Origin of the sequence: Arthrobacter sp. NPDC058130 (genome assembly GCF_042884475.1) — a bacterium.
Classification (GTDB): Bacteria; Actinomycetota; Actinomycetes; order Actinomycetales; family Micrococcaceae; genus Arthrobacter.
The window spans coordinates 1-26,018 of sequence record NZ_JBHVTV010000005.1 but is presented as its reverse complement, the minus strand read 5'-3'; the positions used below and the strand labels follow the sequence as shown (position 1 = coordinate 26,018).

The window sequence follows — 26,018 nt, the reverse complement described above, 5'->3', positions numbered from 1 at the left end:
TGATGAAGTTGGCTGGTCCCCGTCGATGTTGCCGCCAACAGTAAGGTAAGCCCGGAAATGGCCGAAGCCATGATCGAGTTCCAGAACGTCACGAAGCAGTACCAGGATGGCCAGGCCGCCGTCGACGGGCTGACCATGTCCATCGACAAGGGCGCCATCACCGTGTTCGTGGGACCCTCCGGTTGCGGCAAGACCACCTCCCTGCGGATGATTAACCGCATGGTGGAGCCCACCTCCGGCATCATCACCGTCGACGGGGCCGACGTCACCTCGGTCCCCGCCGCGCAGCTGCGGCGCTCCATGGGCTATGTGATGCAGTCCTCCGGGCTGATGCCGCACCGCTCCGTGCTGGACAACATCGCCACCGTTCCCCGGCTGAACGGGGTCTCCAAAACCGAAGCCCGCAAGCGCGCCCAGGAACTGCTCGACGTCGTCGGGCTGGCCTCCTCGCTCGGGAAGCGGTACCCGTCCCAGCTCTCGGGCGGCCAGCAGCAGCGCGTCGGGGTGGCCCGGGCACTCGCGGCCGATCCTCCGGTGCTGCTCATGGACGAGCCCTTCAGCGCCGTGGACCCGGTGGTCCGCGATGAGCTCCAGAAAGAGCTGCTCCGGCTCCAGCATGACCTGGCAAAGACGATCGTCTTCGTCACCCACGACATCGACGAGGCAACCGTCCTGGGCGACAAAGTGGCCGTCTTCGCCGTCGGCGGCAAGCTGGCGCAATACGCCGCCCCGGCGGAGATCCTGCGGGCTCCGGCAAACGAGTTCGTGGCCGCCTTCGTGGGCCGCGACCGCGGGTTCCGGCACCTGGCGTTCAGCCCCTCCGACGGCGTCACCATCCACCCCGTCCGGACAGTCACCCTCGAACAGCTCCAGCAGGAGGGGAGCTCGGATGAATGGCAGCTGATGGTCGACGACGCGTTGCGCCCCCTTGGCTGGGCCGGGCCCGGCAGTGTCACCGGGGCCGGGCCGGCGATGGTTCCCGGCGGCTCCCTGTTCCGCAAGGGGGACACGCTCCGCCGGGCCCTGGACGCGGCCCTGTCCTCGCCGTCGGGCCTTGGCGTCGCCGTGGACGACGACGGCCGGGTGGCCGGAGTCATCGCGGCAGCCGAAGTCCTCGCCGTGATCGAGTCTGATCGCAGCATCCGGCACGGTGGGCTCTGATGCAGTGGTTCCTGGCCAACAGCGCGGAGGTCTTCAGCCTCGCCGGCCAGCACCTCGTGCTGGCCATCCTGCCGATGGTGTTCGGGATCCTCATTGCCGTCCCGCTGGCCCAGCTCGCCCGGCAGAACAGGGGGCTTCGGTCCACGGTGCTTACAGGCTCCTCGCTGCTCTATACGATCCCGTCCCTGGCGCTTTTCATCATCCTTCCGACCATCCTCGGAACCCGGATCCTGGATCCCGTCAATGTGGTTGTGGCCCTGACCATCTACGCGGTCGCCCTGCTGGTGCGGGCCGCGCTGGATGCCTTTGACTCCGTGGATGAGGACCTGCGGCAGGCCGCCGTCGCCATGGGTTTCAAACCCTTCGCCCGGTTCATGCAGATCGACCTGCCGCTGTCCTTGCCGGTCATGTTCGCCGGGCTGCGGGTGGTCTCGGTCAGCAACATCTCGCTGGTCAGCGTCGCGGCGCTGCTCGGCATCGGCAACCTCGGAATGCTCTTCACCTCGGGCCTGCAACGCGATTTCGTCACCGAAGTGGTGGTGGGCATCATCGCCATCCTTATCCTCGCGCTGCTGATGGACTCCGTCCTGGTCCTGCTCGAACGCCTGCTGACGCCCTGGACCAGGGCAGCGGCGGCCACGGGCGCCGGTGCCGATTCGGGTGCCGGCCAGGACAAGACTGGCGCTGCCGCCGCGGCGATGCGGCTTTCCCGCCCCAAGACCGGAGGGGCAGACGCATGAGCAACGTCGTCACGGACACCTTTGCCTGGCTCACTGATCCGGCGAACTGGTCCGGCAGCGCCGGAATCCCGGTGCGGCTGGCCGAGCACCTGTTCTATACGGGCCTGGTGATGGTGATCGCCATGGCGATCGCCATCCCGGTAGGACTGTTTGTGGGCCACACCGGCCGCGGGCGGGTTGCCATCGTGGCGCTCGCCGGCGCGCTGCGTGCCCTGCCCACCCTCGGCCTGCTGACCCTTTTCGTCTTGCTCGCTGGCATCGGGCTGATGCCGCCGATCTGGGCCCTCGTGATCCTCACGGTGCCGCCCCTGCTGGCCGGCACCTACGCCGGGATCTCGAGCGTGGACCGCAATGTGGTGGACGCCGCCCGCGCCATGGGCATGACCGAATGGCAGGTCCTGTTCCGGGCGGAATTCCCCAACGCGCTGCCCGTGATGTACGGCGGCTTCCGGACCGGGGTGCTGCAGGTGATCGCGACCGTCTCCGTGGTCGCCTACATCAACCTGGGCGGCCTGGGCCGCTACCTGTTCGACGGGCTGGTGCTTTCCGATTTCCCGCAGATGCTGGGCGGCTCCCTGCTGATCGCGGCCCTCGCTATCGCCGTCGACCTTGTCCTTGCCCTTATTCAGAGGCTGTTCCTGTCACGGGGCGCCTCGTCCCAGCCAAACCGCATCCAGCAGGCTGCGGTTGATCTCACAGACTCCGTGTACACGGAGACTGCTGTTCAAGGAGGTACGTCATGAACGAATCCCGCCAACGAGGCCTCGGCAGGCGCGCATTCGGCGGCCTGGCCGCCGGCGTGGGCTTGGCCCTGGCACTGTCCGCCTGCGGAGGCTCATCCAACCCGCTCAGCTCGGCCCCGGCCAGCAGCGGCGCGGCCTCCGGTGCCGGCGGCGCCCTGGTGATTGGCTCCGCCGATTTCCCGGAGAGCCAGATCCTTGCGGAGGTCTACGCCGGTGCCCTGAACGCCGCGGGCGTCACGGCCAGCACCAAGCCGAACATCGGCTCGCGCGAGGTCTACCTGAAGGCAGTCCAGGACGGATCGGTGGACGTAGTTCCGGACTACAGCGGCAACCTTCTGCTGTACGTAAACAAGGACGCCACCGAGGTCTCCGCCGAGGACATCGCAAAGGCCCTCCCGGCCAAGCTCCCGCAGGGCCTGGCCGTGCTGGACGCCTCCAAGGCCGAGGACAAGGACGCCATGGTGGTCACCAAGGCCACCGCCGAGAAGCACCAGCTGAAGTCCATCGAAGACATGGCGAAAGTGTGCAGCGAACTCGTGATTGGCGCCCCGGCGACCTTTGCCGAGCGCGCCTATGGGTTGCCCGGGCTGGCGAAGAACTACAACTGCGTGCCGAAGAAGCTTGAACCCTTCAGCGACGGCGGCGGCGCCGTCACGCTCAAGGCGCTACTCTCGGACCAGGTCCAGGTCGCGGACATCTACACCACCACCCCCTCCATCCCGGACAACGACCTCGTGGTGCTGGAGGATCCGAAGAACAACTTCATCGCCCAGCAGGTGCTGCCGCTGTACAACACGGCCAAGATGACGGACAAGGCGAAGGAAGCCCTCAACGGCGTGTCCAAGGTCCTCACCACCGAAGACCTCATCAACCTCAACCGTGCTGTGAGCGGCGACCAGAAGCAGAACCCGAAGGATGCCGCGGACGCGTGGCTGAAGGAGAAGGGCATCGTCAAGCAGTAGCAACCTCTGACTGCCGCCGGCTGAGTGCCGTCGACTGGCTGCCATCGACGCCGGTGCTCGGGCCCACAGCCCGGACACCGGCGTTCGTTGTTGTTACTGCCGGGTCCGCGTGTGAGTCATGTCTCAGCGGAAGTACATCCGCCATATGGCATATTTGATGGATGGCAGAATTCAAGCAGTCCACCAAGCTTCATAATGTCCTTTACGACATCCGTGGACCGATTCTTCAGGCCGCCCAGCAGATGGAGGCGGAGGGCCACCGGATCCTCAAACTGAACATCGGCAACCCGGCCCCGTTCGGGTTTGAAGCGCCGGATGCCATCCTGGTGGACATGATCCGCCACCTGCCGCATGCCCAGGGCTACAGCGACTCGCGCGGCATCTTCTCGGCCCGCACCGCCGTCTCGCAGTACTACCAGACCCGCGGGATCCAGAACATCCACGTGGATGACATCTATCTCGGCAACGGTGTCAGCGAACTGATCACGATGTCCCTCATGGCCCTGCTCGACGGCGGCGACGAGGTCCTGATCCCCACCCCGGACTACCCGCTGTGGACGGCCTCGGTTGCCCTGGCCGGCGGCAAGCCGGTGCACTACCTCTGTGACGAGGAAACCGGCTGGCAGCCCGACCTCGAGGACATGGAAGCGAAGATCACCCCGCGCACCAAGGGCATCGTGATCATCAACCCGAACAACCCCACGGGCGCGGTATATCCGGAAGCCACGCTGAAGAAGATCGTTGCCCTCGCCGAGAAACACGGCCTCGTGCTCTTCGCCGACGAAATCTACGAGAAGATCCTCTACGAAGACGCGGTGCACGTAAACCTCGCCGCGCTCACCGGCGACGACGTCCTGTGCCTGACCTTCAGCGGGCTCTCCAAGGCCTACCGGGTGTGCGGGTTCCGGGCCGGCTGGATGGCCATCTCCGGGCCGAAGAAGGACGCCGCGGACTACCTCGAGGGCATCAACCTGCTGGCCAACATGCGCCTCTGCGCCAATGTGCCGGCCCAGCACGCGATCCAGACTGCCCTGGGCGGCTACCAGAGCATCAACGACCTGATCCTGCCCGGCGGACGCCTCCTCGAGCAGCGGAACAAGGCCTACGACATGCTCAACGCCATCCCAGGCGTCAGCACGCAGCAGGCCCGCGGGGCCATGTATCTGTTCCCGAAGCTGGACCCCGAGGTCTATCACATCCGCGACGACGAGAAATTCGTCCTGGACCTGCTCCGCGAACAGAAGATCCTGCTCTCCCATGGGCGGGCGTTCAACTGGGTCCGGCCGGACCACTTCCGGATGGTGACCCTGCCAAACGTCAAGGACCTCGAGGAAGCAATCAACCGTATGGCGGACTTCCTGAGCCGGTATAAGGGGAACTAGGCTTCGGTCAGCAGCGGAGTTCGGGGATTCGCCCGCGCAGCGGCTGCACGAAACTGGAAAGAGGCTTTCCATGACAGATGCTGTGATGTTCGAGCGGCACCCCGCCGAGACGCTGCTCGTCGGAAATAAATTCAAGCTGAAGGACTGCGACCCGGACTCCACCCCGGGCTACCCGGGCGGGAAATCCGACGGCGAGGCGCTCCTGGCAGAACTCGATGGCAAGCTGACCACCCTGCAGGAGCAGCTTTTCGCCGAATCCCGGTTCGGCGGCACCAAGCGCGTCCTGCTCGTCCTGCAGGCGATGGATACTGCAGGCAAGGGCGGGATCGTCAAGCACGTAATGGGCCAGATGGACCCGCAGGGTGTCCAGCTCAAGTCCTTCAAGGCGCCGACCCCGGAGGAGAAATCCTACGATTTCCTCTGGCGGATCGAGAAGGCAGTGCCGGCGGCCGGCATGGTGGGCGTTTTTGACCGCTCGCATTACGAGGACGTCCTGATTCACCGGGTCCACCGCTGGGCAAGCCCCGAGGAACTGGAGCGGCGCTACAACGCCATCAACGAATTCGAGGCAAGGCAAGCGGCAGCCGGGACCACGGTGGTCAAGGTCATGCTCCACATCAGCCGGGACGAGCAGAAGGACCGGCTGCTCGCCCGGCTGGATGACGAAACCAAGGTGTGGAAGTACAGCAGCACCGACCTCAAGGAGCGCGCCTTCTGGAGCGACTACATGGATGCGTACCAGAAGGTGTTCGAGAAGACGGCCACTGACATCGCGCCCTGGTACGTCGTGCCGGCCAACAAGAAGTGGTACGCCCGCATCGCGGTGCAGCACCTGATGCTGGACGCCCTGGAAGGACTGAAGCTGCAGTGGCCGGATCCGGAGTTCGACGTCGATCTGGAACGGGATCTGGTCGAGCGCTCCTAATACGGAGGGAACCGGCACGCCGCGGCGGAGTTCGTCGCCTAGCTCTTGTCCGCGGCCTGGTCCCGGGCCGCGGCGAGCCGCTTGCGGGCGCCTTCCAGCCACTGTTCGCAGCGCTTGGCCAGTGCCTCGCCGCGCTCCCATAGCGCGAGCGATTCCTCCAGGCTGGCGCCGCCGGCCTCCAGCTTGCCCACGACGGCGACCAGCTGCTCGCGGGCGTCCTCGTAGCTGAGGGCCTCGATGTCGGCGTTCGGTGTCGATTCTGCTGCCATGTGGTGCTCCTTGGGTTGTCGCGTTGGGTGTCGCGTTGGTTGGCGCGGTTTCCGCCGCGGGGGTGCTGTTCGTTGGCGCCGAAGGGTGGCCGTATGGCCATGTTCGTGCGCTGGGGTTAGTCGTCGGCAGGTTCCTGGCCGCCGGTGGATTGGGCGGTGAACCGGCCGCCTGCCACCCGCACGGTGAGGTCCGTGCCGGCGGGCGCCTGCGAGGGCTGACGCACCACGTCCTGGTGCGTCGCAGCGGCCGTACCGGCGTCGGCGAGCTGCACCACGGCGTAGCCGCGATCCAGCGTCTTCTGCGGCGAGAGCGCGCGCACCTGCGCCTTGAGATGGACCAGCTGGTCCGCGGCCCGCACGACGGCGGTGCTGATGGCCGAGTGCGAGCGGCCCTTGAGTCGTTCGATGTCGTCGTGGCGGTGGGTGATCATGACCTCCGGCGAGAGCAGCACTGGGCGGGAGCGCAAAGATGCCAGCCGGTCGCCCTCACGCTCGACGAGCCGGGTGACCCCGCGCCGGAGCTGATCCCGGGCCTGCCGGACCCGAACAAGCTCCTCCGCGACATCCGGCACGATCCTCTTCGCGGCGTCGGTGGGCGTCGAAGCCCTGAGGTCTGCGACGTCGTCGAGGATGGGCCGGTCCGCTTCGTGCCCGATCGCGCTCACCACGGGGGTCGAAGCGTCCGAGACGGCCCGGATGAGCTCTTCGCTGCTGAACGGCAACAGGTCCTCGAGCGCGCCTCCGCCGCGGGCAATGACGATGACATCGACGACGGGATGGGCGTCAAGCTCCCGCAATGCCGCGACCATCTGGGCTACGGCGGTGTTGCCCTGGACCGCGACCTCGCGGATCTCGAATTCGACGGCCGGCCAGCGGAGGGCGGCGTTGCGCAGCACATCCTTCTTGGCGTCAGAGTCCCGGCCCGTGATCAGGCCGATCCGGTGCGGGAGCAGGGGAAGCCGTTTCTTGCGGGAATCGGCAAAGAGCCCTTCGGCGGCGAGGGCCTGGCGCAGCCGCTCGATCCGCGCGAGGAGGTCGCCGAGCCCCACGGGCCGGATGTCCTTCACGGACATGTTCAGGCGGCCCGTCTTGAGCCAAAACTCGGCCTTGATCAGTGCGACAACCCGGGAACCGCGTTCCAGCGGAGCGGCCTGGCGGTCCAGCACGGTGGTCCAGACCGAGGCTGGCAGCGAGATTTCGGCGTCGATGTCCCGCAGCGTCAGGTAGGCGTTGCTGCCGCGCCGGTTGAGTTCGATCACTTGCCCCTCAATCCATGCCGAGGGAGCGCGGTCGATATGCATCTTGAGCTTCTGGGACAGCAACTGCAAAGGCCAGGGGTTGTCCGGACTGGTTTCAGCTGCGGTGGCCGGTAGCGTCGTGGCCGCCGCCGCGTCCTCAAGCATGCGTGGGCCCCATGGCCGGGAGTGCCGTCTGGAGTGCCTTGTGGAGCGCCCTGTGCATATGCGTGCGTGTCCTTTGCTGCGTGCCCTGATTAGAGGGGGACTGCCGGCGGCCCTCACTGCTGCGGGTGGGTGCCGGCCGGCAGCCGGAAGTTGTCTCTTTCAACTCTATCCATAGCTCTACCACCGGGGGCCGACTTTATGGCCGCGCCCGGGCCCGCCCTAGGATGGGAGGGACGCCATCAACCTCCTAGGAATCCTTTGCGCACTTTTGTCTCCGCCGCCGCTGTCCTCATCGGGCTCGTGATGGCTGCCGTCGCCGTTCCAGCCATGTGGGTGGACCGGAACATCGTCCAGGAAGACGGCTTCGTGGCGCTGACCGCGCCGCTGGGCAAGGACCCGGCGTTCCAACAGCGGCTGGCCAGGGCCGCCGTCGCCGGTGTGGCCTCCAGCGCCGGCATCCCAGAAGCCTTCACGGAGCTGGCCCGCCCGGTCCTGGACAATGCGGCGCAGTCACTTACGGGACTGCCCGGCTACCCCGAGGCCTGGGCTGAAACCCTGCGCAAGAGCCACCGCCTCACGTTCGCCGACCCCAACACGCTGCCGCCGGAGGTCGAAGGCACCTCGTCGCTCACCCTGGATGTCGCACCGCTTGCCGGGCTCGTGGCCAAGCAGGTTGCCGATGCGACCACCCTTCCGCTGGAGGCCCCCGGACAGGTGCTGATCCATATCGGGCAGTCCGACCAGCGGCAGTGGATCGAACGCGTCACCGTCTACGCCCCGATGGGGTACGCCGTTGCCGTCGGCGCAGCCATCGCTTTCGTCCTGGCCTTTGTTGCGGCCCGGCGCCGGTGGACCGTCCTGGTCGGCATGGGCGTTGGCGCCCTGGTGCTTGCCGGGGCATGGAAGCTGGCCAGCGATGCCGCCGGCGCCGTCGTCGCCGGGACCTCGAGCGGCAACGATGTGGCGGAGCTCTTCAAGAACGAGTTTGTAGCGGCGTCCTCGGCCAGCTTCGGCCAGTGGATCGCCGCTACCGCCCTGGCAGGCGGTGCCCTGCTGGTCACCGGACTTGCTGTCCGCGTTGTCGGGGGCCGCAAACGGGCCAACATTGAACACCGGTAGCATGGGAGCATGACCACCACCGCTGTTTCCGTTCCGATGCCATCCGTTCCGCGCCGACGGCGTTCACCGGAAGACGTCCTGGCAGCGGCCCCCGTTGCCGGACCGAAAAAGGTGCTGCTGGCGGCCCCGCGCGGCTACTGTGCCGGCGTTGACCGGGCAGTCATCGCGGTGGAAAAAGCCCTGGAGCACTACGGCCCGCCGGTCTACGTCCGCAAACAGATCGTGCACAACGTCCACGTGGTCAGTTCCCTTGAGGAGAAGGGGGCCATCTTCGTCGATGAAACCGACGAGGTCCCCGAGGGCGCCCTCGTGATCTTTTCCGCGCACGGAGTCTCGCCCGCCGTTGTCCAGTCCGCCGAGGACCGCGGCCTGCGCACCATTGACGCGACCTGCCCGCTGGTCACCAAGGTGCACCGCGAAGCCGTCCGGTTCGCCAAGGACGACTTCGACATCCTGCTGATCGGCCACGACGGCCATGAGGAAGTGGAAGGCACCGCCGGCGAAGCCCCCGAACACATCCAGATCATCAACGGCCCGCACGAGGTGGACAAGGTCACGGTCCGCGACCCGGAGAAGGTCATCTGGCTGTCGCAGACCACCCTCAGCGTGGACGAAACCATGGAGACTGTCCGGCTCCTCAAAGAGCGCTTCCCCACCCTGCAGGATCCGCCCAGCGACGACATCTGCTACGCCACCACCAACCGCCAGGTGGCCATCAAGAAGATATCCCCCCAGGCGGACCTCGTGATCGTGGTGGGCTCCGCCAACTCTTCGAACTCCGTCCGCCTCGTGGAGGTCGCCCTGGAATACGGCGCGAAGGCCTCCTACCGGGTGGACTTCGCCAACGAGGTCGACGAGACCTGGTTCGAAGGCGTGGCCACCGTGGGCGTGACCTCCGGGGCGTCCGTCCCAGAGGTGCTCGTCAAGGACGTGCTACGGCTCCTGGCCGACTATGGCTACGGATCGGTCGAGGAAGTCGTCACCGCGGAGGAAGACCTCCTGTTCTCCCTGCCGAAGGAGCTCCGGGCCACCCTGAAGCAGGCCGGCGACGTCACCCGCGCCCTTGGCGGCCGCGGCACCCGCCCCGACCAGTCTTAGGCGCAGGACAGTCCTAGGAACAGGAAAGTTCGGGGCAGTCTTGGGCCCCGACCAGTCCTAGGAACAGGACAGGCCGGGGCGCCGGATTGCCCTAGGCCGCGGACTCTTCGGACTCGTCACGGGGCTGCAGCTCCGGGGCTGCGACCGCCCGCGGCGTCACCTCGACGGCCGGGGGAGTGGCCAGGCCGGCGGCTTCCAGGGCGTTGAGCTTCCTCGCCGTGGGCAGGACGCGGGCCTCCAGGGTCCCGACCATCGAGTTGTACCGCTCCACCGAGGTCTTCAGCGAGGACCCCAGCTTGGTGACGTTCTCGCCGAGGGTGCCCATCCGGTCGTAGAGCTGCCGCGCGAGCTCGAAGAGTTCCCGGGCGCTGTCCGTCAGCACGTCCTGACGCCACGTGAAAGCCACCGATTTGAGCACCGCCAGCAAGGTGCCGGGAGAGGCCAGGACCACGTTCTTGGACAGCGCGTAATCCAGCAGTGCCGGGTCCGCCGAGAGGGCGGCGGCCAGAATGGACTCCGCCGGCAGGAAGCAGACCACCAGCTCCGGCGAGTTGCCCGGGATGTCCCAGTATTTCTTGTTGCCCAGGGCGTCCACGTGGGCTTTAAGGGCCTTGGCATGGGCGGCGAGGTGCACCTGCTGGCTGCCGGGCAGCTGGGTGGCCTGCTGGCCCGCCTGTGCAGCGCCAAGCTCCTGGGCGGCCAGATATGACGCCAGGGGAACCTTCGCGTCGACAACGAGCTGCTTGTCGCCCGGCAGCTGCACTACGAGGTCGGGCCGCAGACTGCCGTCCGGGCCGGCGCCGTGGGCCTGCCCGCTGTGGACCTGTTCGTTGAAATCCACATGCCGCAGCATGCCGGCCGCCTCGACCACCCGGCGCAGCTGGACCTCGCCCCACTGCCCGCGGGCGCTGTTGGAGCGCAGGGCAGACTCCAGGGCATGGGTGGAGCGCAGAAGCTGCTCGTCGGACAGCCGGGCCTCCTGCAGCTGCTGGGCGAGCTGCCCGTACTGCTCCAGCCGGTCGCGTTCGAGCAGGGACACCTGCTGCTGCACCGCCGTAAGTTTCTCCGCCACCGGAGCCAGCGCACGGAGCACACTGCCGTCCTGGTTCCGGGACTCGCCGAGCTCCCTGTTCTGGGCCGCGAGAAGGCGCCTCTCGGCGTCGGCAGCGGCGAACTGGGCGCTGACCTCGGACAGCCGGGCCGATACGGCGTCGAAGTCGTGTTCCACGGCCGCATTTTGCCGGCGGAGCAGGACATAGACCGTGGCGGCGCCGGCAACGGCGCCCGTGAGCAACATGAGCAGGGCGAGAATCAGTGCAAAAGCATCCATGGCTTCACTGTGACATGCCCCTGTGACAGTTTTGGCTTCGACGCCCGGGAGCACCCCGAACACGCAAGGACCGACGTCGAGGAACTGCGCCCCCGGCGCCCCGACCGGCGCCCCGACGGGCGCGCCGACCGGCGCGCCCGGAATGTCCCCTGCGCGCCGCCCTCCGCGCCGGCCGCAGCAAGGATCTCCCGCGGGTGCGGGTAGAATATATGCTCGTGGCACTTACTATTGGCATCGTCGGACTGCCCAACGTCGGCAAATCAACCCTTTTCAACGCACTGACCCGCAACCAGGTCCTCGCGGCGAACTACCCGTTCGCCACGATCGAGCCCAACATAGGCGTCGTGAACCTGCCGGATGCCCGGCTCGAAAAGCTGGCCGGCATCTTCGGCTCCGCGCGCCTGCTGCCCGCCGCCGTGTCCTTCGTGGACATCGCCGGCATCGTCAAGGGCGCCTCCGAGGGTGAAGGCCTGGGCAACCAGTTCCTCGCCAACATCCGCGAGGCCGAGGCCATTGCGCAGGTTGTCCGCGTGTTCGATGACCCGGACGTCATCCACGTCGACGGCAAGGTCGATCCCAGCTCCGACATGGAGACGATCAACACCGAGCTGATCCTGGCCGATCTGCAGACGATCGAAAAAGCCATCCCCAGGATCGAAAAAGAAGTAAAGATCAAGAAGCGGGAGGCGGCCGAGCTGGCAGCCATCCTCGCGGCGCAGGCCGTGCTGGAACGCGGCGACACGATTTTCTCCTCCATCAAGAGCGACAAGCTGGAGATGGAGCACCTCAAGGAACTCGGCCTGCTGACGGCCAAGCCCTTCATCTACGTCTTCAACGCCGACGAGGGAATCCTCGGCAGCCCGGAGAAGCAGGCTGAACTGCGTGCCCTCGTGGCCCCGGCGGACGCCATCTTCCTGGACGCCAAGCTCGAGTCCGACCTGGTGGAGCTCGACGAGGCGGAAGCCCGTGAAATGCTGGAAATGAACGGCCAGGATGAATCCGGGCTGGACCAGTTGGCCCGCGTCGGCTTCCACACCCTCGGGCTGCAGACCTACCTCACGGCCGGCCCCAAGGAAACCCGCGCGTGGACCATCCGCCAGGGCGACACCGCCCCGCAGGCGGCCGGCGTGATCCACTCCGATTTCCAGCGCGGCTTCATCAAGGCCGAGGTCGTCTCGTTCGACGACCTCATCGAGGCCGGCTCCATGGCCGAGGCGAAGGCCCGCGGCAAGGTCAGGATCGAAGGCAAGGAATACGTCATGGCCGATGGCGATGTGGTCGAATTCCGCTTCAACGTCTGACGTCCCCCCGCCCGGCGGAGCGGTAATTCAGCCAAGTAATTAAGGATTAACTGGAGGGTCCCGATTTTCGGATCGGGGCCCTTTCCTGTGCCCGGTTCTTTTATCTTTTTGTTACGCAACCGTCAACGTTTTTGTGGAAAGCTGGTCTTGCGGAACTTGCCCAATGTTGCAGCTCGGTAACGAACTTTACAGTGAGTCAACTTTGGTGGCTCCGAGTGGCATTTGGGGATTACGCTTCATGCCATGTGAGACGGGCCACACTGCCGCTGGGGGAGTGTGGACGTCTGTCTGGCGCCTTAGGCGCCGGTCTCACCCACACCACAGAAACAAGGAGGCGGAATGCGCTTGGGTCGTATTTCCAAAGCAGTGGGCGTGGCGGCAGCAGCTGCCATCGCCCTCAGCGCCTGCGCAGGCAACAGCGGCGGGACAACCCCGACCACTGCGGCCGCAGCAAGCAAGCAAGGCGGATCGGCAACCGTAGTAGAGGTCAACGCGTTCAACACGTTCAACCCGAACACGGCTGACGGAAACACTGACATTAACTCAAAGATCAGTTACGCCACCCACTCGGGCTTCTTCTACATCGACAACAAGCTCAATGTTGTCCGCAACGAGAAGTTCGGCAAGATGGAAAAGGTCTCTGACGATCCGCTGACGGTCAAATACACCATCAACGACGGCGTGAAGTGGTCAGACGGAACGCCCGTCACTGCTGCCGACCTTGTGCTGCAGTGGGCCGCTTTCTCCGGCTACTACAACGACGCTGATGCGGAAGCCAAGACCGGAACGTCCTACTTCTCCTACGCCGGTGACCCCACTGGTATTGGCCTCACCGACTTCCCGGAACTCGGCGACGACGGCCGCAGCATGACGCTGAAGTACTCCAAGCCGTTCGCCGACTGGGAAATCGCCATCGGCGGCCCCGGCATCGACATCCCGGCCCACGTCCTCGCCAAGAAGGCTGGCCTGGCCGACACCAAGGCGTTCATCGACCTGCTCAAGGGCATGCCCCGCGGCGACTCCAAGGCCCCGAAGCCGGCCAACGCGCAGCTGAAGGCCATGGCGGACATGTGGAACACCGGCTTTGACACCAAAACCCTGCCGGCCGATCCGAGCCTCTACCTCTCCAACGGCCCCTTCATCGTCAAGAGCATCAACCAGGACCAGTCCCTGACCATGGTCAGGAACAAGGACTACAAGTGGGGTCCGGAAGCCCAGCTGGACGAAATCACGGTCCGCTACATCGGTGAGGCACCCGCGCAGGTCCAGGCACTGAAGAACGGCGAAGCGGACATCATCGCCCCGCAGGCATCCGCCGACACCGTGGAACAGCTCAAGGCCCTCGAAAGCCAGGGCGTGACGGTCGACGTCGGAAACCAGCTTGCCTACGACCACATCGACCTGAACTACTCGGGCCCGTTTGCCGACAAGAACGTCCGTGAGGCGTTCATGAAGGCCGTCCCGCGCACGGACATCGTCGACAAGATCGTCAAGAAGCTGGATCCGAAGGCTGCACCGCTTGACTCCCAGCTGTTCGTGCCGGACCAGGCTCCGTACGCGGACTCCGTCAAGAACAACGGCTCTTCCGCCTACCAGGGTGTGGACATCGAGGGCGCCAAGAAGCTCCTCAACGGTGCCACCCCCGAAGTTCGCATCATGTACAACAAGGACAACCCCAACCGTGTTGACGCCTACTCCCTGATCAGCGAGTCCGCCACCAAGGCCGGCTTCAAGATCGTCGACGGCGGCCTCGGCAAGTCTGACTGGGGCAAGGCCCTCGGTAACGGCAGCTACGATGCCACCATCTTTGGCTGGAGCAACTCCGGCGTCGGCGTGTCCGGCGTTCCGCAGATCTTCAAGTCCGGCAACGACTCCAACTTCAACCAGTTCAGCGATCCCGAAGCCGACAAGCTGATGGACGAACTGATTGTCACCACCGACAAGAGCAAGCAGGACGGCCTCGTCGCGCAGATCGACAAGAAGATCTGGGATTCTGCCTATGGCCTTCCGCTGTTCCAGTCGGTTGGCGTGGACGCTTACAGCGACCGCGTCACCGGTGTGAAGTACATGCCGAACCAGACCGGCGTTTGGTGGAACTTCTGGGAATGGGCGCAGAAGTAGCCCGCGACCCTAAGTAACACTGCTGGAAAGGCGTCGGGACCACAGCTCTTCGGTCCCGACGCCTTTCTGGCGATATCCTGGCGATGCCGTGGCCCCGCCGCCACATCGGCGGGAACCGGCCAAACTCCGCGACCGGTCCGGGCAATCCCTGGGCCCGAATTCCGAGGTTCTATCCAATGGTGACCTACATCTTCCGGCGGCTTGTGACTGCCGCCCTCATTCTTCTCGGTGCGTCCTACTTCGTGTATCTCCTGACAGCGGCGTCCGGCGATCCCCTGGAGGAATTCCGCGCCAACAACTCGCCGCAGAAGCAACAGCTCATCGACTCGAGGATCGAGCTCCTGCAGCTGGACACCCCTGCCCCGCTGCGGTATTTCAAGTGGTTCGGCGGAGCGGTCCAGTGCCTCATCCCGTTTGCCAATTCCTGTGACCTCGGAAAAAACATCGCCGGCCAGCCCGTCACCGAGGCCCTCGGCTTCGCGCTCGTCCAGACCCTGACCCTGGTCACCGCGGCCACCGTCCTCGCCATCCTGATCGGCATTACCCTGGGCATCGTCACCGCCCTGCGGCAGTACAGCACCTTGGACTACGGCGTCACCTTCATGGCCTTCCTGTTCTTCTCCCTGCCGATTTTCTGGGTCGCCGTCCTGCTCAAGGAATTCGGCGCCATCGGCTTCAACAACTTCCTGAGAAACCCCGACGTGCCGCTGACCACGGCCCTCGGCATCGGCGTCGTCGTCGGCGCAGTGACAGCCGTGGCAGTGGGCGGAGCGATGCGACGCCGGTTGCTGGCCGGCGCGGTCGCCTTCGCTTTCGTCGCGGCGGTGCTCATCTACTTCTCCGCCACAGAATGGTTCAAGACGCCGGGCCTGGGCCCTGTGGTCATCGCCATTGCCGGTACAGGCATCGCCTTCGCCGTGACCCTGCTCTCCGCCGGACTGAAAAACCGCAAGGCCCTGCAGTCGGCACTCATCGCCGTCGGCGTCGGCGTCGTACTGTACTTTGTCCTCCAGCCCCTGCTCAACGAGGCCACGTTCATTATGATCGTGCTCCTGGCTGTCGCCTTCGTCCTGATCGGGATGGGCATCGGCTACCTCGTGGGCGGCTACGACCGCGGGCAGTCCATGCGGGCCGCGGGAATCACCTCGTTCCTGGTCGGCTTCCTGATCCTGCTGGACCGTTACATGCAGGCCTGGCCCACCTACTTCAACAACAGCCGTGTGCGCGGCCGGCCGATCGCCACGATCGGTGCCAACACGCCGAACATCGACGGCGACTTCTGGGTCCTGGGCCTTGACTCCTTCACCCACCTGATCCTGCCCACCCTGGCCCTGATCCTCATTTCACTGGCCAGCTACACGCGGTTTACCAGGGCGTCGATGCTGGAAATCATGAACATGGACTACATCCGCACGGCCCGGGCCAAGGGCCTGAGCGAGCGGACCGTCGTCATGCGCCACGCCTTCCGCAACGCGCTGATCCCGATCGCGACGATCGTGGCCTTCGACATCGGAGCGCTGATCGGCGGTGCCGTCATCACCGAGACCGTGTTCTCGGTCCGCGGCATGGGCTTCCTCTTCCTGGACGGGATCTCCCACGTCGATCCCAACCCAGTCATGGGGGTCTTCATCTGCGTGGCCATCACGGCCATGGTCTTCAACCTCATCGCGGACCTCGCCTACTCCGCACTGGATCCGCGTGTAAGGGTAAAAGCATGAGCCAGCCAAGCCAGCAGGAAGTCATCATGGCCGAAGACGCCTCCCGGACACCCCCCGCCGCAGGCATCGAGCCTGTCATCGAGGCCAAGGGCCTCAGCCAGGGCCAGATCGTCCGGAAGCGGTTCCTTGGGCACTCCGGCGCCATCATCGGCCTGGTGGTGTTCTCCCTCATCTTCATCGTGGCCTTCACCTCGGTGGGCTACCTCGGCATCCCGGGTTGGTGGAAGTACACCCACGAGCAGGTCTCACCCCTGGTCAACGACGGCGCTCCGACCTCGTCGCTGTGGCCGCTGGCCTGGGGCGAACACCCGTTCGGCCAGGACCGGATCGGCCGCGACCTCTTCGCCATGACCATGCGCGGCGCGCAGCAGTCCATCACCATCATGATCGTGATCGGCCTCATCGCCGGCCTGATCGGCGTGGTGGTCGGGGCCATCTCGGGATACTTCCGGGGCTGGGCCGAGGCCATCCTGATGCGCCTCACCGATGTCATCATCATCATTCCGGCCCTCCTGCTGGCCGCCGTCATGGCGCAGCTCGCCGGCCGCCGGGACCAGGGAAGCTGGTTCGCGTCCTTCGCCAGCACCAACGGCGTCCTGGCCCTCGGAATTTTCCTGGGCCTGATCAGCTGGGTCGCCCTGGCCCGCCTGATGCGGGGAGAATTCCTGTCCCTGCGCGAACGCGAGTTCGTGGATGCGGCCCGGATTTCCGGTGCCAGCAACGCCAGGATCATCTTCAAGCACATCCTGCCCAACGCCGTCGGTGTGCTGATCGTGAACGTCACCCTGACCATGTCCGCGGCAATCCTGACCGAAACGGCGCTGAGCTACCTCGGCGTCGGTGTCAAGGCGCCGGACACGTCCCTGGGCCTGCTCATCTCGCAGAACCAGCAGGCCTTCTCCACCCGGCCCTGGCTGTTCTGGTTCCCCGGCATGTTCATCGTGCTCATCTGCCTCAGCATCAACTTCATCGGCGACGGCCTGCGGGACGCCTTTGACCCGCGGCAGAAGAAGTTCAATGCCAAAAAGGCGAGGGCCGTTGCAGGACCCGCGGTGCAGGCAGGTGCTGTCACGACCCTCGACGGGACTGGGTCTGAGGAAAGCAGGCCCGAGGATCCTGGCTACGAGGGATTCCGGCCCGGGCCTCCGGCCGATGGATCAAAGGGCCACTAAGATGCCGGCCCCGTGCAGGACCGTGCTACCTGGCGGTCACCGCCAGGTAGCTGGCCGCGAGGAGCAGTACGACGGCGCCGATCGCCACCCAGCGGACGGTGACGGTCACGGCGGCGCTGGAGGCGTCGGCGTCGAGCTTCCCGCCCTCCACCAGCTCATGCCACCGGGCCCGCACCAGCAGGGCGGCCTGGCCGGAGTCAGTGGTCTTCAGGTCGCCGGGACGGACCGACTTGCCGGGGCCGTACGTGGTTGCCGGGAGGCCGCGAAGGTCTTCCGGGCGGGCATGGCGGCCGCCCCAGATGCCTGGGGCAGGCGCTGCCCAGGACGTGTAGCTTTTCTCCGCGGTGACCAGGGTCAGCGCGAAGCGGGTATCGACGTGCACCAGCGCGGCCCACGGGACCTCGATGGAGCGGAACGGATTTTCCAGGGTGACCCCGGCGTCAGCGACCACCACCGACGGCATCCAGAACAGCTGCCAGCCCATGAAGGCAACGAAGGCCAGCGGTGCGATGCCCGCCAGCGCCGCCGGACCTGCCATGACGACCGTAGCCACGACGCCGAAGCAGGCCACCGCCCAGGACAGCCACGCGAACCATTTGTTCGTTCGTGCTTTGAAGACTTCAACATTTCCGGCATGCGGCGCAGAGCTCATGCCCCCAATAATTCAGTATTCCGAGCCGCAGCACTAATCCCCGGTGCACCGGCGGCCCGGGCGGAAGGATAGCCCATCATGACTGACTTCATCACACTCGATCCGCCGGCGGCACCTGCGCCTGGCAAAGGCGACGCCGTCCTGGAGGTCCGGGACCTCTGCGTGGATTTCGGCGTGGACAAGAAATGGGTTCCGGCCGCGATCGGACTCAACTACGAAGTCCGGGCCGGTGAAGTGCTCGCCATCGTGGGGGAGTCCGGGTCCGGAAAAAGCGCAAGTTCCATGGCGCTGCTGGGCCTGCTGCCCAGCAACAGCCGTGTGAGGGGAAGTGTCAAGCTCGCCGGCCGGGAACTGCTGGGGAGCAACGCCTCCAATATCCGTGCCGTGCGCGGCAAGGACGTCGCGGTGATCTTCCAGGAACCCATGACGGCCCTGAACCCGGTCTACACCGTCGGGGCGCAGATCGTGGAAACTGTGCGCCTGCACAACGAGGTTTCGCCGGAGGAAGCCAAACTCCGTGCCCTGCGCATGCTGGAACTTGTAGAACTGCCCGATCCGGAGAAGGCCTTCCGCTCCTACCCGCACCAGCTTTCCGGCGGCCAGCGCCAGCGCGCCATGATCGCGCAGTCGCTCTCCTGCGACCCCAAGCTGCTCATTGCCGATGAGCCCACCACGGCCCTGGATGTGACAGTCCAGGCCGAAATCCTTGACCTCATGCGCAACCTGAGGAACAAACTGGACAGCGCCATTGTGCTCATCACCCATGACATGGGGGTGGTGGCCGACCTCGCCGACCGAATCGCCGTCATGCGCAAGGGCCTCATCGTGGAGACTGGGACCGCAGCCCAGATCTTCCACAACCCGCAGCACGAATACACCCAGGCCCTGCTGGCCGCAGTCCCGCACCTGGGCCAGGGCGGCTCGGAGTCCGCGGCGGACGTGGACGTCACCGCCGCCCTCGCCGCCGCAACCCACGCCGAGATCCAATCCATCCCGGAAGACGAGCTGATCCGGCGGGAGCGGGAGAACGCCGCCGCCCTGGCAATGGCCGAGGCGGTCAAGCCGAAGGGCGAACCGGTCCTGGAGCTCAGCGACGTCGCCATCGAGTACCCGAAGCAGGGACGGGTGCCGGCCTTCCGGGCCGTGGAAGGTGCCAACCTGGTCATCTATCCCGGACAGGTGGTGGGCCTCGTCGGCGAGTCGGGGTCGGGCAAGACCACGATCGGCCGGGCCGCGGTGGGCCTGCTCCCGGTGGCGGCAGGCACCATGAAGGTCGTCGGCCAGGACATTTCCGCCGCCAAGAAGAACGGCCGCCAGCTCCAGGAAATGCGCCGGCACGTCGGCATGGTGTTCCAGGACCCGTCGTCGTCCCTGAACCCCAGGCTGCCCATCGGGGAAAGCATCGGGGAGCCGATGTACCTGTCCGGGGTCGCGAAGGGGGCGGAACTGCAGCAGCGGATCGAGGCGCTCCTGGACCAGGTGGAGCTCCCGCGGGACTACCGCAACCGCTACCCGCACGAGCTCTCCGGCGGGCAGAAGCAGCGCGTGGGGATCGCCCGTGCCCTCTCGCTCAAACCGAAGCTGATGGTCGCCGACGAACCCACCTCCGCCCTCGATGTCTCGGTACAGGCCAGGGTGCTCGATCTCTTCCAGAACCTGCAGAAGGAACTGGGGTTCGCCTGCCTGTTCGTCACCCATGACCTCGCGGTGGTGGACGTGCTCGCGGATCGGATCTGCGTCATGCAGCGCGGCAGGATCGTGGAGCAGGGGACCCGTGACCAGATCCTCCGCAACCCGCAGGAGCCCTACACCCAGCGGCTCCTGGCGGCCGTTCCGCTGCCGGACCCGGACAAGCAGCGGGAGCGCCGCGAACTCCGCGCGCAGCTACTTTCCGGGGCCAGCTGACGGGACCTCCGGCGGGTTCTGCGCGGGGCCCTGGCGGGGTCCTCGCGCCGGGACCCGCGCAGGGCCCTGACGCCCGTCCAGGGCGCGGATTCCAGTTAATTGAGGGTAACCGGGATCACACGCGGGCGTATACTACCAGCCAGTAGCGTGTGACTTGAAATACTCTGCGTTTGACGTATGTCGTCATGAGATTGTCGGATCACGGTTTGGCAACGGAGTTCCAACATTTGGACACTTAAGGGCTAGGCTACTTCCATATGTAGGCCACGTCACAGGGGATACCCCTGTGCCTGCTTACGGGGAAGCATAAGTTTTTCCCTCACGAACTCCCACAACTCATAGGAGGCGGAATGCGTTTTTCGCGCACTTCCAAAGCACTGGGCATGGTGGCTATCGCCGCCCTCGCCCTGACCGGATGCGGTGCCAGCGGCTCCGCAACCGGTAGCGGCAGTACCGGCGGCGACACCAGCAAAGTGATCCTCGCCGATGGCTCCGAACCCCAGCGTCCCCTCATGCCGGCCGACACCAACGAGGTCGGCGGCGGCAAGGTCATCGACATGATCTTCGCGGGCCTGGTCAGCTACGACCCCAGCGGCAAGCCGGTCAACGAACTCGCCGAGTCCATCGAGGGCAAGGACGGCCAGCACTTCACCATCAAGGTCAAGAAGGACCAGAAATTCACGAACGGCGAGGCCATCACGGCCAAGACCTTCGTTGATTCCTGGAACTTCGGCGCCGCAGCCAAGAACGCCCAGCTCAGCGGCGGATTCTTCGAAAGCATCAAGGGCTACGACGAAGCCAGCGCAGAAGGCTCCACCGTGGAGACCATGTCCGGCCTGAAGGTCGTTGACGACCAGACGTTCACCGTCGAACTGAAGCAGCCGGAATCTGACTGGCCGCTTCGCCTGGGCTACACCGCGTTTGTTCCGGTCCCCTCCGGCGCGCTGAAGGACCCGAAGGGCTTCGGCGAGAAGCCAGTCGGCAACGGCCCGTACAAGCTCGCGGACGGCGGCTGGCAGCACAACGTGCAGATCCAGCTCGTTCCGAACCCGGACTACAACGGCCCTCGCAAGGCCAAGAACGCCGGCGTGACCTTCAAGATCTTCCAGAACGACGACGCCGCCTACCAGGACCTGCTGTCCAACAACCTGGACATCCTGCAGACCATCCCCACCAGCGCGCTGAAGAACTTCAAGTCTGACCTCGGCGACCGCACCATCAACAAGCCGTACGCCGGCAACCAGACCATCGCCATCCCGGAATACCTCCCGGAGTGGAGCGGCGAGGCCGGCAAGCTCCGCCGCCAGGCGATCTCCATGGCCATCAACCGCGACGAGATCACCAAGGTGATCTTCAGCGGCGCCCGCCAGCCGGCCAAGGACTTCACGGCTCCCGTGCTTGACGGCTACAGCGACGCGATCGCCGGTGCCGATAACCTCAAGTTCGACGCCACCAAGGCCAAGGAAGCCTGGGCCAAGGCCGACGCAATCCAGAAGTGGGACGCCAACGAGACGTTCACCATTGCCTACAACGCCGACAAGGGCGGACACAAGGCCTGGGTTGAAGCAGTGGTCAACCAGCTCAAGAACACGCTTGGCATCAAGGTTGAAGGCAAGCCGTACGCCACCTTCAAGGAAGCCCGCAACGACGCTACCGCCAAGACCCTCACCGGCTCCATCCGTGCCGGCTGGCAGGCAGACTACCCGTCGCTGTACAACTTCCTCGGCCCGATCTACAAGACCGGTGCCGGCTCCAACGACGCTAACTACGCCAACCCGGCATTCGACAAGGCCATCTCCGACGGCCTGAACGCCGCGTCGGTCAGCGACGGCAACAAGGCCATGAACAAGGCCCAGGAGATCCTCCTGACGGACCTGCCGGCCATCCCCCTGTGGTACCAGGTTGCCCAGGGCGGCTGGAGCGACAAGGTCACCAACGTTGACTACGGCTGGGACGGCGTCCCGCTGTACTACAACGTCACCGGTAAGTAACAACTAAGCGACGGCGGGGGCCGCCCTTATTGGGGCCTCCGCCGTCGTCGTGTTTTCCCGCCATTTTATTTTCTTGATGCCCGGCACTTCGGGCGAACTTTTCGCAGCCCTGCCGCCGTGAGTGAACCGGCGCCGGCCTGCATCCATAGTGAAAAGGTTCTTTGATGAACAACTCCGCCGCATCCCTGGACAGGATGCTTGCCAACGAGGGTGTGACTCGCTGATGTCGACATACATCCTCAAGCGTTTCCTGCAACTGATTCCCGTCTTCCTGGGCGCAACACTGCTGGTCTACTTCCTGGTCTTCAGCCTGCCCGGGGACCCCATCGTGGCACTGTTCGGCGACAAGCCGGTGAACGAGGCCGTGGCAGCCAAGCTGCGTATGCAGTACCACCTGGACCAGCCGTTCTGGATGCAATACCTGCTCTACCTCAAGAGCATCTTCACGTTCGACCTCGGCCAGGACTTCTCCGGACGCCCCATCGCGACCGTGCTCGGCGAGGTCTTCCCCGTCACGGCGCGGCTGGCCATCATGGCCCTGATCTTTGAAGCTGTCTTCGGCATCGTCTTCGGCCTCATCGCAGGCCTGCGCAAGGGCAAGTTCTTTGACGCCACGGTCCTGGTCGCTTCCCTGATCGTGATCGGCATCCCGATCTTCGTCTTGGGCTTCCTGCTGCAGTTCACCATCGGCGTCCAGCTCGGCTGGGCCAAACCGACCGTCAGCTCGGCCGCGACCGTCCAGGACCTCATCCTGCCGGCGATCGTGCTCGGACTGGGATCTTTCGCCTACGTCTTGCGGCTGACCCGCACGTCCGTCATCGAAAACATGAACGCCGACTACGTCCGCACCGCCACGGCCAAGGGCCTGTCCCGGTTCCGGGTGGTCCGCGTCCACATCCTGCGCAACTCCCTGATTCCCGTCATCACCTTCCTGGGTGCCGACCTCGGCGCCCTCATGGGTGGCGCGATCGTCACGGAAGGCATTTTCAACGTCCCTGGCGTGGGCAACCGGCTCTACCGGGCCGTCCTATCCGGCGAAGGCCCCACCGTGGTCTCGATTGTCACCGTCCTGGTGCTGATCTACTGCCTGTCCAACCTGCTCGTTGACCTGCTTTACGCCTGGCTTGACCCGAGGATCCGCTATGACTCCTGAGAACACCACCGCACGTCACGCCGTTGCCACTCGTCCGGGCCGCCGGATCGAGCACTTCGTGGCCGATGTCTCCGAGACCCCGCTCCTGGCGACGGACCGGGTCAAGGACGAAGCCGCACCGCTGAGCCTGTGGGGCGAAGCCTGGAAGAACCTGCGCCGGCAGCCGCTCTTCCTCATTTCCGCGTTCCTGATCCTGGTGGTCGTGGCAGTCTCCCTCTTCCCGGGACTCTTCTCGCCGATCGACCCGACGTCGGAGGCGTGCCAGCTGGCCAACTCCGATGCCGGCCCCGCCGCGGGCCACCCGCTGGGCTTCACCCAGCAGGGCTGCGACGTCTACGCCCGCGTCATCTTCGGTACACGGTCCTCGGTAACCGTGGGCCTCTTCACCACCATCGGCGTGCTCCTGATCGGCGGCATCATGGGCGCAGTTGCCGGCTATTACGGCGGCTGGATCGATTCGGTCCTGGCCCGCATCAATGACATCTTCTTCGCCCTGCCCCTGATCCTGGGCGCGATCGTGCTCATGCAGCTGCCGATGTTCCGTGCCAACCGCACGGTGTGGACGCTGGTGCTCATCCTGGTGGTCTTCGGCTGGCCGCAGATCTCGCGCATCACCCGCGGCGCCGTCATCGAAGTCCGGAACGCCGACTTTGTCACGGCCGCCCGGTCGCTGGGCGTCTCGAAGTTCAGTGCGCTCATGCGCCACGTCCTGCCGAACTCGCTGGCTCCGATCATCGTCGTGGCCACCATCTCCCTGGGCACGTTCATCGTGGCCGAATCCACGCTGTCCTTCCTCGGCATCGGGCTGCCGCCCAGCGTCATGTCCTGGGGTAACGACATCCAGGCGGCGCAGGCCTCTCTGCGGTCCAACCCGATGCCGCTGCTCTACCCGGCCATCGCCCTGTCCATCACCGTCCTGAGCTTCATCATGCTGGGCGACGCCCTGCGTGATGCCCTCGATCCCAAAGCGCGCAAGCGATGAAAGGGGACACCATGAGCGCCTCTGTTGGATTCCAGGAGGCGGAGTACGCAATCGAGCGCCCGCTGCTGGAAATCAAGGACCTCGCCATTGGTTTCACCACCAGCAACGGCCAGGTCAACGCCGTCCGCAACGCCCACCTCACCATCATGCCGGGCGAAACCGTCGCGATTGTGGGCGAGTCAGGCTCCGGCAAGTCCACCACCGCACTGGCGGCCATCGGCCTGCTGCCGGGCAATGGCCGCGTCACTGCGGGCCAGATCCTGTTCGACGGCGAGGACATCTCCAACACCAGCGAAAAGCGGATGATTGACCTCCGCGGCAACAGCATCGGCATGGTTCCGCAGGACCCGATGTCCAACCTCAACCCGGTGTGGAAAATCGGCGACCAGGTTCGCGAGACACTGAAGGCCAACGGCCTGCCGAGCGGCCCCGACGACGTCGCAAAGGTCCTGTCCCAAGCCGGGCTGCCGGATGCCGCCAGCCGCGCCAAGCAGTACCCGCACGAGTTCTCCGGCGGCATGCGCCAGCGCGCGCTGATCGCGATCGGGCTCTCCTGCCAGCCGCGCCTGCTCATCGCGGACGAGCCGACGTCGGCGCTCGATGTCACCGTGCAGCGCCAGATCCTCGATCACCTGGACAAGATGACCACGGAACTGGGCACCGCGGTGCTGCTGATCACCCACGACCTCGGCCTCGCCGCCGAGCGCGCCGACCAGGTGGTGGTCATGTACCGCGGCCAGGTTGTCGAGTCCGGGCCTTCGCTGGAGCTGCTGCAGAACCCGCAGCACCCTTACACCCAGCGGCTGGTGGCCTCGGCGCCGTCGCTGGCGTCCCGGCGCATCCAGGCCGCCAAGGAACTGGGCGTGGAGACTGACGACATGCTCGCCCCGAGCGAGACCGGCGTGGTTGAACCGTCCAAGACCGACGACGTCCTGCAGATCCAGAACCTCAGGAAGGTCTTCAAGCTGCGCTCGGGCCTGGGCAAGTCCACGGACTTCACCGCCGTCGACGACGTCTCCTTCAGCGTCAGGCGCGGAACCACGACGGCGATCGTGGGGGAGTCGGGCTCCGGCAAGTCCACGGTGGCCCAGATGGTGCTGAACCTCCTGACGCCGACCTCCGGCAAGATCATCTTCGACGGCGTGGACACCTCCACGCTGAACAGCAAGGAGATCTTCGCCTTCCGGCGCCGGGTACAGCCGATCTTCCAGGACCCGTACGGTTCCCTGGACCCGATGTACAACATCTACAGGACCATCGAGGAGCCGCTGCGGACCCACAAGATCGGGGACAAGGCCAGCCGCGAGAAGAAAGTCCGGGAACTGCTGGACCAGGTGGCGCTGCCGCAGTCCACCATGCAGCGGTACCCGAATGAGCTCTCCGGCGGCCAGCGCCAGCGTGTCGCGATCGCCCGCGCCCTGGCACTGGATCCCGAAGTGATCATCTGCGACGAGGCCGTGTCGGCACTGGATGTGCTGGTGCAGGCCCAGGTGCTGAACCTGCTCGCCGAACTGCAGTCCCGGCTCGGCCTGACCTACCTGTTCATCACGCACGACCTCGCGGTGGTCCGGCAGATCGCGGACCACGTGTGCGTAATGGAGAAGGGCAAGCTGGTGGAGACGGGGTCAACGGACGACGTCTTCGAGTCGCCGCAGCGCGAGTACACGAAGGCGCTGCTCAACGCCATCCCCGGCGCGGGACTCATGCTTCCGCCGGAAGTGGAAGTGGCCTGAGCACCTTTCCTTAGGGCCTGAGCAAGTCTGCCGCTAGCAGAAAAGGAGCCGGGGTGGGCCCGGGGGGGGGGCCCCCGCGCCGGTTGGGGGGGCTTTTAAAAAAAAAACCCCCCACCCCAACCAAATACACAGGGGGTTGGGGCGGGGGGGGGTTTAAT

General features: G+C 65.6%; 21 protein-coding genes. 17 read left to right on the top strand and 4 right to left on the bottom strand.

Features of this window, described 5'->3' with window-relative positions; translation table 11 throughout:
• The first annotated feature begins 57 nt into the window (after positions 1-57).
• The 6 genes from ACFVTM_RS10935 (at position 58) to ACFVTM_RS10910 (ending at position 5,913) form a co-directional block, all read left to right on the top strand.
• Positions 58-1,161: an ABC transporter ATP-binding protein gene (locus tag ACFVTM_RS10935; RefSeq protein ID WP_390203492.1), complete on the top strand. Its 1,104-nt coding sequence runs from the start codon at positions 58-60 to the stop codon at positions 1,159-1,161.
• Positions 1,161-1,901, top strand: coding sequence for an ABC transporter permease (locus ACFVTM_RS10930; protein ID WP_390203491.1), 741 nt, complete (start codon positions 1,161-1,163; stop codon positions 1,899-1,901). Before ACFVTM_RS10935 ends, ACFVTM_RS10930 begins: the two co-directional genes overlap by 1 nt.
• Positions 1,898-2,644 (top strand): ABC transporter permease, encoded by a 747-nt coding sequence (locus tag ACFVTM_RS10925; RefSeq protein ID WP_390203490.1) that lies wholly within the window; start codon positions 1,898-1,900, stop codon positions 2,642-2,644. Before ACFVTM_RS10930 ends, ACFVTM_RS10925 begins: the two co-directional genes overlap by 4 nt.
• Complete coding sequence (locus ACFVTM_RS10920; RefSeq protein ID WP_390203489.1) at positions 2,641-3,606, top strand: ABC transporter substrate-binding protein; 966 nt, start codon at positions 2,641-2,643, stop codon at positions 3,604-3,606. Before ACFVTM_RS10925 ends, ACFVTM_RS10920 begins: the two co-directional genes overlap by 4 nt.
• Positions 3,607-3,767: 161 nt before the next feature.
• A complete protein-coding gene (locus ACFVTM_RS10915; RefSeq protein WP_390203488.1) occupies positions 3,768-4,988 on the top strand; it encodes a pyridoxal phosphate-dependent aminotransferase in 1,221 nt (406 codons plus the stop codon).
• A gap of 70 nt (positions 4,989-5,058) precedes the next feature.
• The gene (locus tag ACFVTM_RS10910; protein WP_390203487.1) at positions 5,059-5,913 is read left to right on the top strand and encodes a polyphosphate kinase 2 family protein; all 855 of its coding nucleotides are present in this window, start codon (positions 5,059-5,061) and stop codon (positions 5,911-5,913) included.
• Positions 5,914-5,951: 38 nt separating this feature from the next.
• Here the strand turns inward: ACFVTM_RS10910 and ACFVTM_RS10905 are convergent, their stop codons facing one another.
• A complete protein-coding gene (locus ACFVTM_RS10905; RefSeq protein ID WP_390203486.1) occupies positions 5,952-6,182 on the bottom strand; it encodes an exodeoxyribonuclease VII small subunit in 231 nt (76 codons plus the stop codon).
• Positions 6,183-6,298: 116 nt separating this feature from the next.
• Positions 6,299-7,585: an exodeoxyribonuclease VII large subunit gene (gene xseA / locus ACFVTM_RS10900; protein ID WP_390203485.1), complete on the bottom strand. Its 1,287-nt coding sequence runs from the start codon at positions 7,583-7,585 to the stop codon at positions 6,299-6,301.
• Between the two features lie 258 nt (positions 7,586-7,843).
• Between xseA and ACFVTM_RS10895 the strand changes: the two genes are divergently transcribed.
• Both ACFVTM_RS10895 and ACFVTM_RS10890 read left to right on the top strand, forming a co-directional pair.
• Complete coding sequence (locus tag ACFVTM_RS10895; RefSeq protein WP_390203484.1) at positions 7,844-8,704, top strand: hypothetical protein; 861 nt, start codon at positions 7,844-7,846, stop codon at positions 8,702-8,704.
• Between the two features lie 9 nt (positions 8,705-8,713).
• On the top strand, positions 8,714-9,802 hold the full coding sequence (locus ACFVTM_RS10890; RefSeq protein WP_390203483.1) for a 4-hydroxy-3-methylbut-2-enyl diphosphate reductase: 1,089 nt from the start codon (positions 8,714-8,716) through the stop codon (positions 9,800-9,802).
• 91 nt (positions 9,803-9,893) lie between these two features.
• On the opposite strand, the gene ACFVTM_RS10885 is transcribed toward ACFVTM_RS10890, so the two are convergent.
• The gene (locus tag ACFVTM_RS10885) at positions 9,894-11,132 is read right to left on the bottom strand and encodes a DNA recombination protein RmuC (protein ID WP_390203482.1); all 1,239 of its coding nucleotides are present in this window, start codon (positions 11,130-11,132) and stop codon (positions 9,894-9,896) included.
• 215 nt (positions 11,133-11,347) lie between these two features.
• Between ACFVTM_RS10885 and ychF the strand changes: the two genes are divergently transcribed.
• The 4 genes from ychF (at position 11,348) to ACFVTM_RS10865 (ending at position 17,444) form a co-directional block, all read left to right on the top strand.
• Positions 11,348-12,433 carry a redox-regulated ATPase YchF gene (gene ychF, locus ACFVTM_RS10880; protein ID WP_390203481.1) on the top strand — a complete coding sequence of 362 codons (1,086 nt, stop codon included), beginning with the start codon at positions 11,348-11,350 and terminating at the stop codon, positions 12,431-12,433.
• Positions 12,434-12,772: 339 nt separating this feature from the next.
• Complete coding sequence (locus ACFVTM_RS10875; RefSeq protein WP_390203480.1) at positions 12,773-14,554, top strand: ABC transporter family substrate-binding protein; 1,782 nt, start codon at positions 12,773-12,775, stop codon at positions 14,552-14,554.
• A 176-nt stretch (positions 14,555-14,730) separates the two neighbouring features.
• The gene (locus tag ACFVTM_RS10870; protein ID WP_390203479.1) at positions 14,731-16,272 is read left to right on the top strand and encodes an ABC transporter permease; all 1,542 of its coding nucleotides are present in this window, start codon (positions 14,731-14,733) and stop codon (positions 16,270-16,272) included.
• Positions 16,269-17,444, top strand: a complete 1,176-nt coding sequence (locus tag ACFVTM_RS10865) for an ABC transporter permease (RefSeq protein WP_390203478.1) — start codon at positions 16,269-16,271, stop codon at positions 17,442-17,444. Before ACFVTM_RS10870 ends, ACFVTM_RS10865 begins: the two co-directional genes overlap by 4 nt.
• Before the next feature lie 25 nt (positions 17,445-17,469).
• Here ACFVTM_RS10865 and ACFVTM_RS10860 read toward each other — a convergent pair whose 3' ends face one another.
• Positions 17,470-18,096, bottom strand: a complete 627-nt coding sequence (locus ACFVTM_RS10860; RefSeq protein ID WP_390203477.1) for a PH domain-containing protein — start codon at positions 18,094-18,096, stop codon at positions 17,470-17,472.
• Between the two features lie 78 nt (positions 18,097-18,174).
• On the opposite strand from ACFVTM_RS10860, the gene ACFVTM_RS10855 reads away from it, so the two are divergent.
• The 5 genes from ACFVTM_RS10855 to ACFVTM_RS10835 all read left to right on the top strand — a co-directional run bounded on the left by ACFVTM_RS10855 (position 18,175) and on the right by ACFVTM_RS10835 (position 25,860).
• Positions 18,175-20,001 carry an ABC transporter ATP-binding protein gene (locus ACFVTM_RS10855; protein ID WP_390203476.1) on the top strand — a complete coding sequence of 609 codons (1,827 nt, stop codon included), beginning with the start codon at positions 18,175-18,177 and terminating at the stop codon, positions 19,999-20,001.
• A 350-nt stretch (positions 20,002-20,351) separates the two neighbouring features.
• Entirely contained in the window at positions 20,352-21,992 is a 1,641-nt protein-coding gene (locus ACFVTM_RS10850; RefSeq protein ID WP_390203475.1) for an ABC transporter substrate-binding protein, read from the top strand.
• 223 nt (positions 21,993-22,215) lie between these two features.
• Entirely contained in the window at positions 22,216-23,145 is a 930-nt protein-coding gene (locus ACFVTM_RS10845; protein ID WP_390203474.1) for an ABC transporter permease, read from the top strand.
• A complete protein-coding gene (locus ACFVTM_RS10840; protein ID WP_390203473.1) occupies positions 23,135-24,127 on the top strand; it encodes an ABC transporter permease in 993 nt (330 codons plus the stop codon). The genes ACFVTM_RS10845 and ACFVTM_RS10840 overlap by 11 nt, the downstream gene beginning before the upstream one ends.
• Positions 24,128-24,138: 11 nt before the next feature.
• Entirely contained in the window at positions 24,139-25,860 is a 1,722-nt protein-coding gene (locus ACFVTM_RS10835; RefSeq protein WP_390203472.1) for a dipeptide ABC transporter ATP-binding protein, read from the top strand.
• Positions 25,861-26,018: the final 158 nt, after the last annotated feature.

Excerpts from the sequence above, each read along its gene's own strand:
- xseA (WP_390203485.1), bottom strand. The coding sequence starts at position 7,585 with ATGCTTGAGGACGCGGCGGCGGCCACGACGCTACCGGCCACCGCAGCT.
- ACFVTM_RS10850 (WP_390203475.1), top strand. The coding sequence starts at position 20,352 with ATGCGTTTTTCGCGCACTTCCAAAGCACTGGGCATGGTGGCTATCGCC.
- ACFVTM_RS10935 (WP_390203492.1), top strand. The coding sequence starts at position 58 with ATGGCCGAAGCCATGATCGAGTTCCAGAACGTCACGAAGCAGTACCAG.
- ACFVTM_RS10835 (WP_390203472.1), top strand. The coding sequence starts at position 24,139 with ATGAGCGCCTCTGTTGGATTCCAGGAGGCGGAGTACGCAATCGAGCGC.
- ACFVTM_RS10930 (WP_390203491.1), top strand. The coding sequence starts at position 1,161 with ATGCAGTGGTTCCTGGCCAACAGCGCGGAGGTCTTCAGCCTCGCCGGC.
- ACFVTM_RS10865 (WP_390203478.1), top strand. The coding sequence starts at position 16,269 with ATGAGCCAGCCAAGCCAGCAGGAAGTCATCATGGCCGAAGACGCCTCC.
- ACFVTM_RS10855 (WP_390203476.1), top strand. The coding sequence starts at position 18,175 with ATGACTGACTTCATCACACTCGATCCGCCGGCGGCACCTGCGCCTGGC.
- ACFVTM_RS10885 (WP_390203482.1), bottom strand. The coding sequence starts at position 11,132 with ATGGATGCTTTTGCACTGATTCTCGCCCTGCTCATGTTGCTCACGGGC.
- ACFVTM_RS10870 (WP_390203479.1), top strand. The coding sequence starts at position 14,731 with ATGGTGACCTACATCTTCCGGCGGCTTGTGACTGCCGCCCTCATTCTT.
- ACFVTM_RS10915 (WP_390203488.1), top strand. The coding sequence starts at position 3,768 with ATGGCAGAATTCAAGCAGTCCACCAAGCTTCATAATGTCCTTTACGAC.
- ACFVTM_RS10845 (WP_390203474.1), top strand. The coding sequence starts at position 22,216 with ATGTCGACATACATCCTCAAGCGTTTCCTGCAACTGATTCCCGTCTTC.
- ACFVTM_RS10925 (WP_390203490.1), top strand. The coding sequence starts at position 1,898 with ATGAGCAACGTCGTCACGGACACCTTTGCCTGGCTCACTGATCCGGCG.
- ACFVTM_RS10875 (WP_390203480.1), top strand. The coding sequence starts at position 12,773 with ATGCGCTTGGGTCGTATTTCCAAAGCAGTGGGCGTGGCGGCAGCAGCT.
- ACFVTM_RS10860 (WP_390203477.1), bottom strand. The coding sequence starts at position 18,096 with ATGAGCTCTGCGCCGCATGCCGGAAATGTTGAAGTCTTCAAAGCACGA.
- ACFVTM_RS10890 (WP_390203483.1), top strand. The coding sequence starts at position 8,714 with ATGACCACCACCGCTGTTTCCGTTCCGATGCCATCCGTTCCGCGCCGA.
- ACFVTM_RS10920 (WP_390203489.1), top strand. The coding sequence starts at position 2,641 with ATGAACGAATCCCGCCAACGAGGCCTCGGCAGGCGCGCATTCGGCGGC.
- ACFVTM_RS10905 (WP_390203486.1), bottom strand. The coding sequence starts at position 6,182 with ATGGCAGCAGAATCGACACCGAACGCCGACATCGAGGCCCTCAGCTAC.
- ACFVTM_RS10910 (WP_390203487.1), top strand. The coding sequence starts at position 5,059 with ATGACAGATGCTGTGATGTTCGAGCGGCACCCCGCCGAGACGCTGCTC.
- ACFVTM_RS10840 (WP_390203473.1), top strand. The coding sequence starts at position 23,135 with ATGACTCCTGAGAACACCACCGCACGTCACGCCGTTGCCACTCGTCCG.